The 17310-nt window shown below is 59.0% G+C and carries 14 protein-coding genes; 10 read left to right on the forward strand and 4 right to left on the reverse strand.

The genetic code is table 11. The features are described from left to right. Positions 1-12: 12 nt before the first annotated feature. A complete protein-coding gene (locus GM668_RS14850; RefSeq protein WP_155439738.1) occupies positions 13-1635 on the forward strand; it encodes a mucoidy inhibitor MuiA family protein in 1623 nt (540 codons plus the stop codon). A 73-nt stretch (positions 1636-1708) separates the two neighbouring features. On the opposite strand, the gene GM668_RS14855 is transcribed toward GM668_RS14850, so the two are convergent. Next, entirely contained in the window at positions 1709-2401 is a 693-nt protein-coding gene (locus GM668_RS14855; protein WP_155439739.1) for a Smr/MutS family protein, read from the reverse strand. A gap of 15 nt (positions 2402-2416) precedes the next feature. Beyond that, positions 2417-3370 carry a thioredoxin-disulfide reductase gene (gene trxB / locus GM668_RS14860; RefSeq protein ID WP_155439740.1) on the reverse strand — a complete coding sequence of 318 codons (954 nt, stop codon included), beginning with the start codon at positions 3368-3370 and terminating at the stop codon, positions 2417-2419. A gap of 225 nt (positions 3371-3595) precedes the next feature. Here trxB and GM668_RS14865 point away from each other — a divergent pair, with 225 nt between their 5' ends. The 8 genes from GM668_RS14865 to GM668_RS14900 all read left to right on the forward strand — a co-directional run bounded on the left by GM668_RS14865 (position 3596) and on the right by GM668_RS14900 (position 15092). Beyond that, complete coding sequence (locus GM668_RS14865) at positions 3596-6112, forward strand: DNA translocase FtsK (protein WP_155439741.1); 2517 nt, start codon at positions 3596-3598, stop codon at positions 6110-6112. Between the two features lie 58 nt (positions 6113-6170). Next, positions 6171-6803, forward strand: coding sequence for an outer membrane lipoprotein chaperone LolA (gene lolA, locus GM668_RS14870; RefSeq protein ID WP_155439742.1), 633 nt, complete (start codon positions 6171-6173; stop codon positions 6801-6803). After that, positions 6803-8110: a replication-associated recombination protein A gene (locus GM668_RS14875; protein WP_155439743.1), complete on the forward strand. Its 1308-nt coding sequence runs from the start codon at positions 6803-6805 to the stop codon at positions 8108-8110. Before lolA ends, GM668_RS14875 begins: the two co-directional genes overlap by 1 nt. A 246-nt stretch (positions 8111-8356) precedes the next feature. Further along, the gene (locus tag GM668_RS14880) at positions 8357-9247 is read left to right on the forward strand and encodes a PEP-CTERM sorting domain-containing protein (protein ID WP_155439744.1); all 891 of its coding nucleotides are present in this window, start codon (positions 8357-8359) and stop codon (positions 9245-9247) included. 309 nt (positions 9248-9556) lie between these two features. After that, positions 9557-10465, forward strand: a complete 909-nt coding sequence (locus tag GM668_RS14885) for a PEP-CTERM sorting domain-containing protein (RefSeq protein ID WP_155439745.1) — start codon at positions 9557-9559, stop codon at positions 10463-10465. A 346-nt stretch (positions 10466-10811) separates the two neighbouring features. Continuing rightward, positions 10812-11729, forward strand: coding sequence for a PEP-CTERM sorting domain-containing protein (locus GM668_RS14890; protein ID WP_229499348.1), 918 nt, complete (start codon positions 10812-10814; stop codon positions 11727-11729). Positions 11730-12227: 498 nt separating this feature from the next. Further along, positions 12228-13583: a uracil-xanthine permease family protein gene (locus GM668_RS14895; RefSeq protein WP_155439746.1), complete on the forward strand. Its 1356-nt coding sequence runs from the start codon at positions 12228-12230 to the stop codon at positions 13581-13583. Between the two features lie 132 nt (positions 13584-13715). Beyond that, positions 13716-15092 (forward strand): 8-oxoguanine deaminase, encoded by a 1377-nt coding sequence (locus GM668_RS14900; RefSeq protein WP_155439747.1) that lies wholly within the window; start codon positions 13716-13718, stop codon positions 15090-15092. A gap of 19 nt (positions 15093-15111) precedes the next feature. Here the strand turns inward: GM668_RS14900 and GM668_RS14905 are convergent, their stop codons facing one another. Then, on the reverse strand, positions 15112-15810 hold the full coding sequence (locus GM668_RS14905; RefSeq protein ID WP_155439748.1) for a GntR family transcriptional regulator: 699 nt from the start codon (positions 15808-15810) through the stop codon (positions 15112-15114). A gap of 151 nt (positions 15811-15961) precedes the next feature. Here GM668_RS14905 and GM668_RS14910 point away from each other — a divergent pair, with 151 nt between their 5' ends. Further along, on the forward strand, positions 15962-16798 hold the full coding sequence (locus tag GM668_RS14910; protein ID WP_155439749.1) for an alpha/beta fold hydrolase: 837 nt from the start codon (positions 15962-15964) through the stop codon (positions 16796-16798). On the opposite strand, the gene GM668_RS14915 is transcribed toward GM668_RS14910, so the two are convergent. Then, the gene (locus GM668_RS14915; protein ID WP_155439750.1) at positions 16795-17127 is read right to left on the reverse strand and encodes a DUF2917 domain-containing protein; all 333 of its coding nucleotides are present in this window, start codon (positions 17125-17127) and stop codon (positions 16795-16797) included. The two genes, GM668_RS14910 and GM668_RS14915, sit on opposite strands and share 4 nt — an antisense overlap. Positions 17128-17310 lie beyond the last annotated feature (183 nt).

Below are 17310 nucleotides of genomic sequence, written 5' to 3' on the forward strand. Positions count from 1 at the left end.
TTCAATATCGCCATGACGCCCATTCAGCCCATTCAGCCGATTGCCGCTGCTGTTTTACTGTTGTGTGTGCAAGGCGTCCTGGCCGCCTCCGCCGATGCGCCTGCTGTTGCCCCGATAACCGCTGTCACAGTGTATCCGGGCAGCGCCACCGTTGAACGGGTGGTGCAAATCAAGGCGGGGCAGACGGAAGTGGAAATTGCCGGGCTGCCGGCGAATTTCGATGCGCGCACGGTGCGTGTGCAGGCGTCGAATGGCATCCAGCTGGGACAGATTGTCACGCGGGATGTCAGCGCAGCCGAGGCGCCGGGCGCGCGCGAAGCGGAACTCGAACAGAAAATCCAGGCATTGCGCGACAGCCGTGAAGTGCTGGAAGTCGACGTGCAGGCAGCGAGCACCGTGCGTGCCTACCTGGAAAAGCTGCCGGCGGCAGGCGAGCACAGCGCCGCCGCGGATGGCAAGGCCATCGCCGGGGCCATCGATGCCGTACGCCATGGCGCGCGTGATACGTTCAGCCAGATCCAGCGCACGCAAGTCCAATTGCGCGATCTGGACCGCAAGATCGCCGTGCTGGTCAAGGAGTTGTCACGGGTGCGCAGCGGAGCGCGCGACCAGCGCCGTATCACCGTGTCGCTGGCGGCGCGGCAGGGTGGGACGCTGCGCCTGTCGTACCAGGTCAACGGCGCCGGTTGGAAGCCCGCCTACCGCGCCCTGCTCGATACCACTACGTCGCGCATCGACCTGGAACGTATGGCCGTCGTATCGCAACGGACCGGGGAAGACTGGTCCGGCGTGGCGCTGAAATTGTCGACCGGCCAGCCGCGCCTGTCGCCGCAGGCGCCGGAACCAGAGCCGCGTTTGCTGAAGTATTACCCGCCTACGGTGCTGATGGAGCCGGCGCCAATGATGATGGCGCCGGCTTCCGCGCCTGCGCCGGTTCAGTCCGTGCCGGTACAAATTACGGGGTCGCGCGTGCGTCCGGAAGATTTATATGTGCCGCCCGTGCTGGAAACACAGGGCAACTTCGATACGGAATTCAATGTGCCGGACAGGGCCGACCTGGCCTCCGATGGCCGCGAAGTATCGCTGCCCTTGTCGCGCCTGGCCTTGCCGGTGGCGCAGCGCATCCGCGCCACGCCGGCCATGGATAAATCCGCCTTCCTGATGGCGGAAGCGGAACGTCCCGCCGGCGTGTGGTTGAGCGGCGACGTGCAATTGTTCCGCGATGGCGCCTACGTCGGCAACACGCACTGGAACAGCCAGGCCACGGAAAAACTGCAATGGTCATTTGGCCGCGATGAGCTGGTGCGCGTGACGGTGGACCGCGCGGGCCAGCAGACCGGCAGTTCCGGCTTCCTGTCGAAAAAGGGCGAACGCGATGTGACTGACGTCTACACCATCGCCAGCAGCCATAAGACGCCGGTGGCGCTGGAAGTGCTGGAGGCGGCGCCTGTCAGCACGTCCGATGAAGTCAAGGTGGAAGCCGTGTTTGAACCACAGCCTGCCGTCAAAGACTGGGAGCGCCGCCAGGGCGTGGTGGCGTGGCAAAAGACGCTGGCGCCCGGCGAGACCATGAAAATCAAGGTGCGCTACACGATTCGCTATCCGAAAGAGGGCGGCGTCACGAATTTGCCGTGACCGGGCGCAGCGCTGTAAAACGTGCGTAACGTGCGTAACGTGCGTAACGTGCGTAACGTGCGTAACGTGCGTGTTAGCGCCGTTCCGGCATCAGGGCGGCGCGCAACAGCACGATCAGCGCGCCTTCACCGCCATCGTGCGAGCGCGCCTGGCAAAACGCCACCACGCCTTTTTGCACCAGCCAGCTGTGCACCATGGATTTCAGCACCGGCTCCTGGCCGCGCGAACCAAATCCCCGGCCATGGATCACGCACACGCAGCGGTGGTTGCGCTGCATGGCTTTGGTCAAAAACACACCCAGCGCATCGCGCGCCTGGTCGCGGTTCATGCCATGCAAATCCAGTTCATCCTGCGTGGGCCAATAGCCTTTGCGCATTTTCTTCATGACGTCCGGGCCTACGCCGGGCGCCACGTAATTCAATTCCGGATCTTCTTCCAGATAGTGTTCAACGCCGAACATGTCCGACAGCGATTCGCGCAGCACGGCCGCGTCGTCGGCTTTCTGTTCTTCCGCCGTCAGCGGGCGTTTATTCGCCGCGGCGGCAGCGGCGGCGGCGGAGACGGCAGGGCGGGGCTGATGCACGTAACGGTCCGGCGCCTGCATTTTTTGCACGCCGGATAAGCTGTTGCGGAAAATATTGGCTTCCTGGGCCGCCACTTTTTCCTGCTTTTTACGCGCGGCCTCGGCGGCGGCGCGTTCTTCACCCTCTTGCTTCAGCTGCTTGCCGAATGCTTTCAGGTCCGCAAAGTCTTTCAGTCCCGCCATCTCATTGACTCCCGATTACTCCTGGCCTTCCAGGTAGCGCTGCGCATCGAGCGCCGCCATGCAGCCGGTACCGGCGCTGGTGATGGCCTGGCGGTACACGTGGTCTTGCACGTCGCCGGCGGCAAACACGCCCGGTACGCTGGTGGCCGTTGCCATGCCTTCGGTGCCGGTGCGGGTCTTGATGTAGCCGTTGTGCATTTCCAGCTGGCCTTCGAAGATGCCCGTGTTCGGCTTATGGCCGATCGCCACGAACAAGCCGTGCACCTTGATTTGCGACAGTGCGCCGTCCGCGGTGGCAGCCAGCGTCAAGCCCGTCACGCCGCCTTCATCACCCGTCACTTCGTGCAGCGTGTGGTTCAATTTCAATTCGATCTTGCCTTCGGCAACCTTGGCCATCAGGCGGTCGATCAGGATCGCTTCAGCGCGGAATTTGTCGCGGCGGTGCACCAGCGTGACTTTGGTGGCGATGTTCGACAGGTACAGCGCTTCTTCCACGGCGGTATTGCCGCCGCCAATCACGGCAACTTCCTGGCCACGGTAGAAGAAACCGTCGCAGGTGGCGCAGGCGGACACGCCGCGGCCCATGAATTCCTGTTCCGACGGCAGCCCCAGGTACTGCGCCGACGCGCCGGTCGCGATAATCAGCGTATCGCACGTGTATTCGCTGCTGTCGCCAATCAGGCGGATCGGCTTTTCCGACAGCTTGGCCGTGTGGATGTGGTCAAACACGATATCCGTCTTGAAGCGTTCCGCGTGCTGCAGGAAGCGCTGCATCAAGTCCGGGCCTTGCACGCCCATCGGGTCGGCTGGCCAGTTTTCCACGTCGGTGGTGGTCATCAACTGGCCACCCTGTTCCACGCCGGTAACCAGCATGGGATTCAAATTGGCGCGCGCGGCATAAATGGCAGCGCTGTAGCCGGCAGGACCGGAGCCAAGGATCAAAACGCGGGCGTGTTTGGTAGTGGTCATGAGTGGTTCTTTCAGTTTGGATCAACCCAAGATGGGGGCGCGGACAATACACGCAAGCAATTTCGTGGTAAATCGGTACGCGCAACAAACCGCGATTATAGTCCAATAGGGCAATTGGCATGAATCGTGAGGCCAGTTGCCCAAGAGATAGCTTAAAATAAGGGGTTATGGCACATAGCTGCCAAACAGCCTTAGCTAAGTGTAGTAAATATTAATAAAGTAACAATGCCAAGAAACAGCACCCAGGCGGCCTCCAATCGGAATACACGCAACAGCACAGAACGCCAGCCGCTCCCGAACCGGCTGGTGCGGCTGCTGTCGGAAGCGCGCTGGATGGCGATTGCCGTACTGACCATTTACATCGTGCTGATCATGGCCAGCTACAACAAGCTGGATCCAGGCTGGTCGCATTCCAATGCCGTTCCCCGCGTCTACAACCTGGGCGGCAAGGCAGGCGCTTACCTGAGCGACCTGATGCTGTTTATTTTCGGTTTTTCCGCGTGGTGGTGGATAGTCTGGCTGCTGCGCTCCGTGTGGGGCGGCTACCGGCGCCTGACGCGCCGCTTCCTGACCGGCGAAGACGACGAGCCGGAACACCGGCACGAAACCATTATCCGCGTGATTGGTTTTGCCTTCCTGCTGGTGGGCAGCCTGGGCCTGGAATTTTTGCGCATGTACACGTTGCACGTGCAATTGCCCCGTGCGCCGGGCGGCGTGCTGGGCCAGCTGATCGGCCATGCGGCCCACGTGGGACTGGGCTTTACCGGCGCCACGCTGCTGTTGCTGCTGCTGTTTGTCGTGGGACTGAGCCTGTTTTTCCACATTTCGTGGCTGAACGTGGCCGAGCGTATCGGTGGCGCCATCGAAGTGTGCTACGAATGGATGGTGCACCGCTACGAAGACCATGAAGACCGCCGCCGCGGCTCGATGGCAGCCGTCAAGCGCGATGAAGTGGTTGTCAGCGAGCGCGCCAAGCACGTGGAAAAACATGCGGAAAAACCTGTGCGCATCGAGCCGCAAGTGGTCGATAACCCATTTACGCCGGCCAAGGATGGCAAGAAAGCGGCCGACGATACGGCTGCTACGGTGGCCGCCTTTGCAGCCGTGCCGGCGGGGCAGGCTGCCGCCGCGCCGGCCGAGAAGTTTGCCGCTGCGCCGGCGCCTGTGAAAATCGAAGCGGCGGTCACGTCGGTGCCGATGTCGGACCGCGCCGTTAAGGAACGCCAGGGCACGCTATTCCAGGAAGCCCGTCCGGGCGACTTGCCGCCGCTGTCGCTGCTCGATGATCCGCCGCAGGCGCAGGAATCGATTCCGGTGGAAACCTTGGAATTCACCAGCCGCCTGATTGAAAAGAAATTGTCGGACTTTGGCGTGGAAGCGCGCGTGGTGGCGGCGTATCCGGGCCCGGTCGTGACACGCTACGAAATTGAACCGGCCACCGGCGTGAAGGGTAGCCAGATCGTCAACCTGGCGCGCGACCTGGCCCGTTCTCTGTCGCTGACGTCGATCCGCGTGGTGGAAACCATCCCGGGCAAGAATTACATGGCGCTGGAATTGCCAAATCCGAAGCGCCAGATCGTACGCCTGTCGGAAATCGTCGGTTCCAAGGTGTACCACGACAATGCGTCCGCCCTGACAGTGGCGCTGGGCAAAGATATTGCCGGCAAACCCGTGGTGGCGGATTTGGCCAAGATGCCGCACTTGCTGGTGGCCGGTACCACCGGTTCCGGTAAATCCGTTGGTATCAACGCCACCATCCTGTCGCTGCTGTACAAGGCCGACCCGGCTGACGTGCGCATGATCCTGATCGACCCGAAAATGCTGGAAATGTCGGTGTACGAAGGCATTCCGCACTTGCTGGCGCCGGTGGTCACGGATATGCGCCAGGCCGGCCACGCGCTGAACTGGGCCGTCAATGAAATGGAGCGCCGCTACAAGCTGATGTCGAAGCTGGGTGTGCGTAACCTGGCGGGCTACAACACGAAGATCCTGGAAGCGGCCAAGCGCGAAGAACATATCCCGAATCCGTTCAGCATTACGCCGGATTCGCCGGAACCGCTGGAAAAATTGCCAACCATCGTCATTATCATTGATGAATTGGCCGATTTGATGATGGTCGTGGGCAAGAAAGTCGAAGAGTTGATTGCCCGTATCGCCCAAAAAGCCCGCGCGGCGGGATTGCACTTGATTCTCGCCACGCAGCGCCCATCTGTGGATGTGATTACCGGTTTGATTAAAGCCAATATCCCGACGCGTATTGCATTCCAGGTGTCGTCGAAAATCGACTCGCGTACGATTCTCGACCAGATGGGCGCGGAAACCTTGCTGGGCATGGGTGACATGCTGTACATGCCGCCCGGAACCGGCTTGCCGATCCGCGTGCACGGCGCGTTTGTTTCCGATGATGAAGTGCACCGCGTCGTAGGACATTTGAAATTGCAGGGTGAGCCGAACTACATCGACGGCATCCTGGAAGGTGGCACGCTGGAAGGCGAGGGCGGCGGCGAAGGCGGCGCGGCGGCCGGCGAGGGCGGCGGCGAGGCTGACCCGATGTATGACCAGGCCGTGCAAGTGGTCTTGAAAAACCGCCGGGCGTCGATCTCGCTGGTGCAGCGCCACTTGCGGATTGGCTACAATCGCGCAGCGCGCTTGCTGGAGCAAATGGAACAAAGCGGTGTCGTGTCGCCGATGCAATCGAACGGCAACCGGGACATTCTCGTGCCAGCCGCCAGCGCGGAATAACACACGGCAGCTTCCGGTTGGTGCCGATACAGGCAGCCTGCGCAGAATAGGAAAGAAAATGAAACGTTTGAAGATTGCCGCCCTGCTGGCGGCCCTGATCGGCGCCAGTGCGCTGGTGATGGATGCGGAGGCGGCGGCGCTGGACCAGTTCAAGACTTTTGTTGCCAGCACAAAATCCGCCCGTGGTGAATTCACGCAGCAGCAAATGAAAGCAGGCGGCGGCAAAGCTGCCGCGCCATCGTCCGGTACGTTTGAATTCGCCCGCCCAGGTAAATTCATCTGGACGTACCAGAAACCGTATGACCAGTTGCTGCAAGCCGATGGCGAGAAGCTGTATATCTATGACAAGGACTTGAACCAGGTTACGGTGAAAAAGCTGGGCGATGCGCTGGGTTCGTCGCCGGCCGCCATCTTATTCGGCAGCAACGACCTGGAAAAGAACTTCACGTTGTCGGAAGCCGGCGCCAAAGATGGCATGGAATGGCTGAAAGCCGTGCCAAAAACACAAGACACGACGTTTGAACAAATCACGATCGGCTTGCGCGACGGCACGCCGCAAGCCATGGAACTCAAAGATAACTTTGGTTCCGTGTCCGTGCTGTCGTTCCGTAAATTCGAAAAAAATCCTCCCGTCAGCGCCAATCACTTCAAGTTCGTCATGCCGAAAGGCGTGGAAATTTCCCAGCAGTGATGGATGATTTGTTCAAGACGGAACCGCGCCCGCCACTCGCGGAAGCGCTGCGTCCAAAGTCGCTCGATGAAGTCATCGGCCAGACGCATTTATTAGGCGAAGGCAAACCGCTGCGCCTGGCGTTTCAGGCCCGCAAACCGCATTCAATGATTTTCTGGGGCCCGCCCGGCGTAGGCAAAACCACGCTGGCGCGCCTGACGGCGCACGCGTTTGACGCGGAATTCATTGCCTTGTCGGCCGTGTTTGCCGGCGTCAAGGATATCCGCGCGGCCATGGAGCAAGCGCAAGACAACCTGGACCGCCTTGGCAAGCACACGCTGCTGTTTGTCGATGAAATCCACCGGTTTAACAAGTCGCAGCAAGACGCCTTGCTGCCCTTCGTGGAATCGGGCCTGGTGACGTTTATTGGCGCGACCACGGAAAACCCCAGCTTTGAAGTCAATTCGGCATTGCTGTCGCGGGCACAGGTGTATGTGCTGAAGTCGCTGAACGAGACGGAGATGCGCCAGTTGCTGGCGAAAGCGCAACAGGAAGCCTTGCCGCATTTGCAATTCGATGACGCCGCCGCCGATACGTTGATCGGCTATGCGGATGGCGATGCGCGCCGCTTTTTGAATTTGCTGGAACAGGCGGATAACGCCGCATCGCCGGCCGGCATACAGAAAATCGATGCCGCGTTTGTGGAAAACGCGATGACGCTCAATGCGCGCCGTTTCGATAAAGGCGGCGACAATTTCTATGACCAGATTTCCGCGCTGCACAAATCGGTGCGCGGCTCGAACCCCGACGGCGCGCTGTACTGGTTTTGCCGCATGATCGATGGCGGCGCCGATCCCCGCTACCTGGCGCGCCGCATTGTGCGCATGGCGTGGGAAGACATTGGTTTGGCGGATCCCCGCGCATTAACCATCGTCAATGATGCGGCGGAAACCTATGAGCGTTTGGGCTCGCCGGAAGGGGAGCTGGCGTTGGGACAGGCCGTGATTTACCTGGCTGTGGCGGCCAAGAGCAATGCCGGCTACAACGCCTTCAACGAAGCCATGGCGCACGTGAAACGCGACAAGTCGCGTGAAGTGCCCGTGCACTTGCGCAATGCGCCCACCAAATTGATGAAAGAGCTGGGTTACGGCCACGCCTACCGCTATGCCCACGATGAACCCCACGCCTATGCGGCAGGGGAGACCTATCTGCCGGACGGCATGCCCGAACCGGGCTGGTACCGCCCCGTGCCACGGGGGCTGGAAATCAAAATTGCCGACAAGCTGGCCTTCCTGCGCAAGCTCGACGACGAGGCTGGCAAACCGTAGTTCATATACGGTATTACCCGCCTCGAGTTCGATAAGTATCTGATTACATTTCTCTTTTCCTATTTTTAAGTTTTTACTAAAAGTAAGGGAAACTGCTAGTCGGAAACCTTTACAGTGCGCAAATTTTGTGCAAACACATTCCTTTTAAATCAGGAGCTTATACTGCTGGCCTGCAACTTGCTTACTTCCTGAGTGGAACATCTGTTTCTGAAATTGCAATTATTTAGCCACCGAAAGGAAGCCAAAATGAAAAAGCAATATTCGAAGATAGTGGGTGCGCTGATTGCTGCGTTTGCTGCCAATGTTGCTTTTGCAACGCCCGCTCCTCCACCCGCCACAGTACCTTGCACGCTAGATAGCTACACCATCACCAAAGCTGCGCCAGCCGGGATGAACCCGGTACCCATCGGCCCCACCTTTAACGCGACGAAATGCCTCGGCGTAGTCAACGGGGTCAGTGGCGGAACCAATCCCGCCAATGTCCAGGTCAATGACGGCAATCTGGGCTATCTGGGCGATGGCTTGCTGAACGGTGAAAACAACCTGGTTCCGTGGAATACCTTCATTACCGCAGACCAGCTGCTGGACTTGAATCCGAATACGACAGGCGCCATTGACCCGGGCTGGATCCAGCTGGGTACCATGAATGGTTCGACGTCGGCCATGAGCTATTCCAGCATTGGATCGGGCTCGACTGCACTGAACATGTCGTCCATCCTGAGCTTCACGCAAACCAAGGATGCCAATACAGGCGCCATTATTTCCGGTACGTGGACCTTGAAGCTTGATGCCAACATCATCAACATCTTGCATGCCAACGGGCTGTTCCAGCGTAATAACTTTGACCAGTTGGCCTTTGTCGTCAAAGCCAGTGACAAATGGGCCGTGTATGACTTTAACTTTGCGCGTGATCCTTATCTGTCCGGCTTTGATTTGACGCAGCCGTATTCGCTGGGCGGTACCTGGAACCTCGACGACTTTAAAAATTCCAACGGGCAAGACCAGGCATTGTCATTCCTTAGCGTCTGGGCACGCGACCCCATTTCCGGGCCGGCCGTTCCAGAACCTGGTGTACTGGGGCTGCTTGGTGTCGGTCTGCTAGCGATGACGGGCTTGCGCCGCCGCCAGGCAAAGTAAATAGCTGATGGCAAATTCGGCCACCCTGCGGGGTGGTTTTTTTTGTCTGTCGGAAAACTTTACAGAGCATTTTGTCACCAAAAGTGTAAATGTGTAAATTAAATGCTGGAAATGTTTCGCATGCCCTAGAGAGGAGAATTCACGTAAGGGAAACTGTCAGTCGGAAATTTTTACACAGGTGTAGGAATATGCCTACATTACAACCTTGTAATCAAAGGCTTGCGATGCGTGGCCCATATCTTGCTACTTGTCCATGGCAATAAAGGTTTCTTTAGTGTAAGACGCTGTGCCAAACGAAAAGGATTCTTAATGAAAAAACAAATGTCGATAGCAGTTGGCGCCTTGGTGGCTGCCTTCTCGATGACTTCCGCCAGCGCAGTGACTTGCACTGCAGATAGCTGGCATATCACTGCCGCCGCCCCAACCGGCACCAGCCTGTACACGCTGCCAACGCCACAACAGGCAACCAAGTGCGTGGGCGTGTATGCCAACCCGAATAACGTGGCATCCATCCAAGCTGATTCCCCTAACCTGGGTTACCTGGGCAATGGCTTGCTGAACGGCGAAGGCGGCTGGCTGGACCCAACCAGCGCGACGACCGGTTTTATTACGCAAAATGATTTGCTGGCCCTGAATCCAGCAACGCCTAATCAAAAGAAAGACCCGGGCTGGATTCAGCTGGGCATGCTGCAAGGCAATGAAGGTAAGTTCCAGGCTGCCAAAGTAGGTCCGCTGGCGGCCGGTGGCGCGGAGCTCGACCTGGGCCAGGTATTAAGCTACAGCCAAAAGGTGGACAACAGCTTGTCGCCGGAAAAGGGCGGTACGGCTGGCACCTGGCAACTGACGGTTAACCAGAATATCGTGAGCTTGCTGCACGCAGCGGGCCTGTTCCAGCGCAGCACTTTCGACCACCTGGCGTTCGAAGTGAAGGCTGGCTCGAACTGGGCGGTATATGACTTCAACTTCAACCAGATTGGCGGCTTCGACCTGACCAAGCCCTACACCATCACGGGTACCTGGGACTTGAACGATTTCCGCAATAAGCCGGATGGCGTGGGCAAGAACCACGACCAGTTCCCTGATAATGCGATTTCCGACCTGATCATCTGGGCACGCGACCCGATCAACACGGCGGAAGTGCCTGAGCCAGGTTCGATGGCCATGATGGGCCTGGGCTTGCTGGCCCTGGCTGGTGCCCGCCGCCGCAAGTCCAGGTAAGACACGCTGCAGCGTTGCTGGAAGCCACCTTCGGGTGGCTTTTTTGCCTTCAGGAGATTGCCATAATTATCACAATAATTTCCTGTCGAGAATTTTTACAGCCAGTTCCTCTTGCCGGCGACTGGAAATTAAGCGGTTGATCAAGGGCAAGAGTATGCACCCTTTGTGTTATTTCCCATATGTAAGGGAAACTGCTAGTCGGAAACTTTTACACTGTTGCGTGGTCCAATTTAATTACAAGCCTGTAATCAAAGACTTAGCGAGCTGGCACGGTCATTGCTATATTACCCTCGAGAATTACAAATTTACCGATTGCAATTTAAGCTGCCACCGAAAGGGAATTCAAATGAACAAGCAAGCCGTCAAAGTAGTTGGTGCACTGGTCGCAACCTTTGCAGCTGGCGCCGTACAGGCAGCCGCAAGCGCTGCCTACCTGCCAGGCTGCACGCTGGACAGCTATGCAATCACGAAAGCCGCGCCTGCTGGGACGACGCCGCAAACGCTGCCCGGCAACCTGGTGATCAATTCCACTGGCTGCTACGGCGTCAAGGCCATGGGTAACAATAATCCTGCCAGTGTCACTGTCGATAACAACCTGGGCTACCTGAACGATGGCTTGCTGAATGGCGAAGGCAATCTGATTCCATTCAATTACTTCATCACGCAATCGCAGTTGCAAGACTTGAACCCGAACGACGTGGGCGCCCGCGATCCGGGCTGGGTTGAACTGGGCCGCATCACGAACGCTAGTGCGCTCAACTCTGCCGGCTCGGCCACGATGGTGGCGGACTCGATCAAGACTTCCACTGGCACGTTGAATCTGGGCAGCATCTTGTCCTTTACGGAATCGGCTGCCCCGATCACGAGCGGTGGTTCCCGTGCCGGCACGTGGACCCTGTCGCTGGACGCCAACATCGTCAACGTCCTGAAAAACAATGGCCTGTTCCAGCGCAATAACTTCGACCAGCTGGCCTTCGTCGTCAAAGCCAGCGACAAGTGGGCGGTCTACGACTTTGACTTCACCAAATTGCCAGCCGGTATGTTTGATTTGACGCAACCGTACTCGTTGTCCGGTACGTGGAACTTGAACGACTTTAAGAATGATCCGACCAAGCCAGACCAGGGCTTGTCGTTCCTGGGCGTATGGGCGCGTGACCCAGTCCTGAGCCAGCCAACCAATGTGCCTGAACCAGGCGTGCTGGCCTTGTTTGGCGCCGGTTTGCTGGGCATGGCTGCCGCACGCCGTCGCCGCCAGTCGAAATAAATCCCGCGCTAAACCAGTCCAAGCGGGCAGGGCAAGCCACCTTCGGGTGGCTTTTTTGCGTTTGTACACTACTGATTTGCGACTAAAACGCATGGCTGCAGCGACCGATTGTATACATATCATGATGCAATTGTTGCGGATCGGCCACGCAGTGTTGCATCACGTTATTGAGTATCCATCGTACGCATAGATTGTATACAAAATTCGTTGACAATAAATTTATCCGGGAGCATGATGAATTCACGAAAGCCGCCACAGAGCGGCGCGAATGAAGCCAATCAGTGGAGACATCATGCGTAACAGCCCCGCCATCGCAGTGCTTGCAGCGCCCTCACAGCCCGGTGTGCCGTACCCCGGCCATTCCGCCGTGAGCGATGCTCCACCTTCTCCTGTTTGACCTCGACTTCCCCGTTAGACACCACCAGACGACCCGTAGAGGCATGCCGGATAGCACCGGAAAAAGTAGTTCAAGACATAAAATCTTCAGATGGAGACACCATGAACAACCTGCTATACAAAGTGGACGACCGTCCACCACTCGTCACTACCGTCCTGCTCGCTGCGCAGCACATGCTGGCTGCACTGGGGGGTATCATCGCTGTCCCGCTGGTGGTCGGCGCAGTCCTGAAACTTCCTGCTGACCAAATCGTTGCATTGGTCAATGCTGCGCTGCTAGGTTCCGGCATCGTTACCTTCATTCAGTGCAAGGGTGCGGGGCCGGTCGGTATCCGGCTGCCCTGCGTGATGGGCACCAGCTTCGCCTTCGTGGGCGCGGCCATCAGTATCGGCCTGGAACATGGCGTTCCCGGCATCCTCGGCTCGTCGCTGGCGGGTTCCGTTGTCATGATCCTGGGCAGCTTCTTCATGCCGCAAATCCGCAAACTGTTCCCGCACCAGGTGACGGCAGTGGTCGTGACCATGATCGGCCTGTCGCTGGTGCCTGTGGCAGTGGACTGGGCAGCCGGTGGTAAAGGCGCGGGCCCGCACTATGGCGACCCGATCAACCTGGGCATCGCCCTGTTCGTACTGGCCACCGTGATTGCACTGGTGCAGTTTGGTAAAGGCATCATTTCGGCTGCCGCCGTCGTGATCGGCATGATCATCGGTTACTGCGTATGCCTGGGCCTGGGCCTGGTAGATTTTTCGGCAGTGCAGAAAGCCGCCGTGTTCGCTGTGCCGCAGCCGCTATACTTCGGCATGACGTTCCCTGTCAGCGGCATCCTGGCCATGGCAGTGGCTTACATCGTGACCATGGTGGAAACCACCGGCACCTTCATGGCGCTGGGTTCGGCAACGCAAACCAAAATGCGCGGCAAGCTGCTGTCCCGTGGCGTTCTCTGCGACGGTGTGGGTTCCGCATTTGTTTCCGTGCTGGGCGCTCCGCCAGTATCGACCTTCGCTCAAAACGTCGGCGTGATTTCGCTGACCGGCGTGGCCAGCCGCCACGTGGTGGCGCTGACCGGCGTACTGCTGGCAGCGGCCGGCCTGTTCCCGGTACTGGGCGCCATTGTTGTGACCATCCCTCAGCCTGTGCTGGGCGGCGCCGGCCTGATGATGTTTGCCATGATCATTGCCGCTGGCGTACAAATGCTGTCGCACGTTGAGCACGACAAGCGTACTGGCTTACTGATCGCTGTGTCGGTGGGGTGCGGCCTGGCGGTGTCGGTTCGTCCTGAACTGCTGTCGAAACTGCCAGCCTTCGTGCATGAAGTCTTCGGTTCCGGTATCTCGACCGCCGCCATCGTGGCCGTGGTACTGAATCTGGTGCTGCCGGATCGTCCAGTGGAAGCCCACGATGATGAAGAGGAAGACGTACCGCAGCCCATGCTGGTAAAAAACATGGAGGCGGCGTAATCTGAAGCCGGCTCATAGCTAGTACCGCGCCGGCCTCGTGCCGGCGCGTTTTTTGACATTGTTTCCGCAGTACCGACTCGCATCGATCCTGTTTCCGCAGTGTTTAATCATTTCAATTTTAGTGAAAACAAAATGACTAAAACTCTCCTGATCAAAAATGCGCGTGTCGTGGTGACGATGGATGACCAGCGCCGTGAAATCAACGATGGCGCCATCTACGTACGCGGCAATGTGATTGAACAAGTCGGTCCCACTGCCGAATTGCCGCAAACGGCCGATGAAGTCATCGATGCCACTGGCCACGTGGTCACGCCCGGCCTGGTCAATACCCACCACCATATGTACCAAAGCCTGACGCGCGTGATTCCTGCCGCGCAAAATGGCGAACTGTTTAACTGGCTGACCAACCTGTATCCGATCTGGGCCAATCTCAATAGCGAGATGGTGCACGTGTCGACGTTGACGGCCATGTCGGAACTGATCCTGTCCGGCTGCACCACCAGCAGCGACCACCTGTACATTTACCCGAACGATTGCAAGCTCGATGACAGCATTGAGGCGGCGTCGAAAATCGGCATGCGCTTCCATGCGGCGCGCGGCGCCATGAGCGTGGGCCAGTCGAAGGGCGGCTTGCCGCCGGACCGCGTGGTGGAAGATGAAAAAGCGATTTTAAAAGATACGCAGCGGCTGATTGAAACGTACCACGATGCCGGGCGCCATGCGATGCAGCGCGTGGTGGTGGCGCCATGCTCGCCGTTTTCCGTGTCGCAGGATTTGATGAAGGAAGCGGCGCTGCTGGCGCGCAGCTATGGCGTGTCGATGCACACGCACCTGGCGGAAAACGTCAACGACATTGCGTACAGCCGCGAAAAATTCAATATGACGCCGGCTGAATATGCGGAAGATTGCGGCTGGGTGGGCCACGACGTGTGGCACGCGCACTGCGTGCAGCTCGATGACGACGGTGTGTATATGTTTGCGAAAACCGGCACCGGTGTCGCGCACTGCCCATGCTCGAACATGCGCCTGGCGTCCGGCATTGCGCCGGTGCGCAAGATGGTCGATGCGGGCGTGCCGGTGGGCCTGGGTGTCGATGGCTGCGCATCGAACGATGGCGCGCACATGCTGGGCGAAGCGCGCCAGGCCATGCTGCTGCAGCGCGTGGGATTTGGCCCGGATGCCATGACGGCGCGCCAGGCGCTGGAGCTGGCCACCCTGGGTGGCGCTAAAGTGTTGAACCGCGATGACATCGGCGCCATCAAGCCGGGCATGTCGGCCGACATCGTCATGTTCAAGCTGGACCAGATTGCTTTTGCCGGCGCGCTGCATGATCCGGTCGCGGCACTGGTGTTCTGCACGCCGTCCAACGTCAACTACAGCGTCATCAATGGCAAGATCGTCGTCAAGGATGGCCTGTTGCAGACCATTGATTTGCCGCTGGTGATTGAACGCCATAACCAGCTGGCGTCGGATCTCGCGCTGGCGACGGGGACACGCAAGGCTGCGTAAGCCCCCTTGGTGCCGGCGCTTATTTCAACAGCGCCGACACCAGGTCTTTCTCATGCACGCCGCCCGTGTCAAAACGCAGCGCAGCTTCCACGTGCATCAAATGCTCGACCATCACGCGCGCGGCCAGGTCCGCATCGCCCGACCGCGCCGCTTTTAAAAACTCATCATGTTCGTTTGATGAACACGCCGCATCGCGGTCCGACTGGTACAGCATCGTGATCAGCGTGCTGCGCGCCACCAGTTCCCGCACCATTTCCAGCAACACTTCATTGCCCGCCACTTCGGCCAGCAGCACGTGAAAATCGCCCAGCAATTGCGAGCGGACTTTGTGGTCGCCTTCGAGAGAACGGCGTTCCAGTTCCAGGTGCTGTTCCAGCGCCGTGTAATGGTGCGGCTGCGCGTGGACCGTGAATTCGCGCGCCATCGCGGCTTCCAGGATGCGGCGCGCTGCAAAGATATCGCGCGATTCCTTTTCGCTGGGCTGGCTGACGAACGCGCCTTTGTCCGGCACGATGCGAATCAGCTTGTCCTTGGACAGGATCAGCAGGGCCGCGCGGATCTTGGTGCGGCTGACGTTGTACAGGCGTGACAGCGCTTCTTCGCGCAGCTTGGTGCCAGGCGGCAGCTTGCGCGCAGCGATGGCTTCCGCGATATGGCCGGCGATCTCATTGGAGCTTTCACCGGTGCGTTCTTCAAGGGCTGCGGTGGAGGTGGACATGGAACGGACGCGTTATGCAATCCCCAATGATACATCTGGTCTGCAATATTGGCTATAACGCAAGGCATCTTGCCACAGGGTTTGCTGCACACCGGTAGTGCACTGTGTTATGCTCTTTTGATAATTATCAATCAAATAATTTGGAGGCGCGATGGCTGAAGTGATCGATGTCGGCGGCGTGGATGTGCATATCGAAGGCGAGGGCAGCGAGACCATCGTCATGCTGCATGGCTGGCCGGACACGTACCGTTTATGGGATGCGCAAGTGGCGGCGCTGCGCGGCGCGTACCGCTGCGTGCGCTTTACGTTGCCGGGCTTCGAGCCGGGCAAGCCGGCCCGTCCCACGTCGCTGGTCGATACCGTGGCGCTGATCCACCGCGTCATCCGCACCATCAGCCCGGACCGGCCCGTCATCTTGCTGCAGCACGACTGGGGCAGCATCTTCGGCAACCAGTTTGCGCTGCGCCATCCACAAATGGTGTCGCGCATCGTGTGCGTGGACGTGGGTGACGCGTTGTCGCCGGACTTTGCCGCCCAGCTGGGCGCGAAGGCCAAAGGCATGGTGTTCGCATACCAAATGTGGCTGGCGATGGCGTGGATCATCGGCGGCAAGCCGGGGGACAGCATGTCGCGCTATATGGCGTCCAAACTCAAATGCCCGACTGATCCCGCCATGATCAGCAGCCAGATGAACTACCCGTACTACATCACGTGGTTTGGCGGCTATGGCGGCTACAAGCTGGCGTCGCCGGGGCAGGCGCAGTGCCGCACCTTGTTCATCTATGGCACGAAGAAGCCCTTCATGTTCCACACGGAAGGCTGGGTGAACTTCCTGCAGCGGCAGCAGGGCAGCAAGGTGGTGGCCATGGATGCGGGGCACTGGATGATGAGCACCCACGCGCAAGCGTTCAATGACGAAGTGGCGGCATGGCTGGCAGCCGGCCGCGCTGAAAAGGCGGGCGGCCTGGCTGCGCAAGCGGCGGATTAAATTCCTTCGGCCGGCTGCAGGCTTTGCCGCAGCCGGTCGAGGGTTTCCTGCCACCGCGCCGCCGCTTCGCGGCTGACGCGGCGCGTCCAGCTTTGGGCGATGGGCGCAGCCACCCTGATGCGGCTGCAGCCCAGCGCCTCAACCAGCGTCAACCCATCGTTCGGCACCACGAAGCGCTGTCCCGGACGCAGGATGAAATCCATGTGCTGGCCATACGCGGTAATCCACGTCATGCCCGATACACCTTCCACGACGCGGCCTCCGGCATCTTCGAGGCGCAGCGGCTGATTGCTGCTGAGTTTGTATTCTGCGGCGGGCTGTGTCGGCATGGCGTTCTCCTGTGTTCCGTGTACCGGTGTGATGGCAAGTACAGCTTACCGGTACAGGAGCGACCATAACAGATGCAATAAGCGGCAATTGTGATCGATACAGTGGCAAAATTGTGCCACTGTGCTGGTCGATTCTGCACACCACTGTACCTGTGCATGAATGCGGGAGCGGCGCACAATGGA

The sequence above is a fragment of the Pseudoduganella ginsengisoli genome (assembly GCF_009720865.1).
Lineage (GTDB): Bacteria > Pseudomonadota > Gammaproteobacteria > Burkholderiales > Burkholderiaceae_D > Rugamonas > Rugamonas ginsengisoli.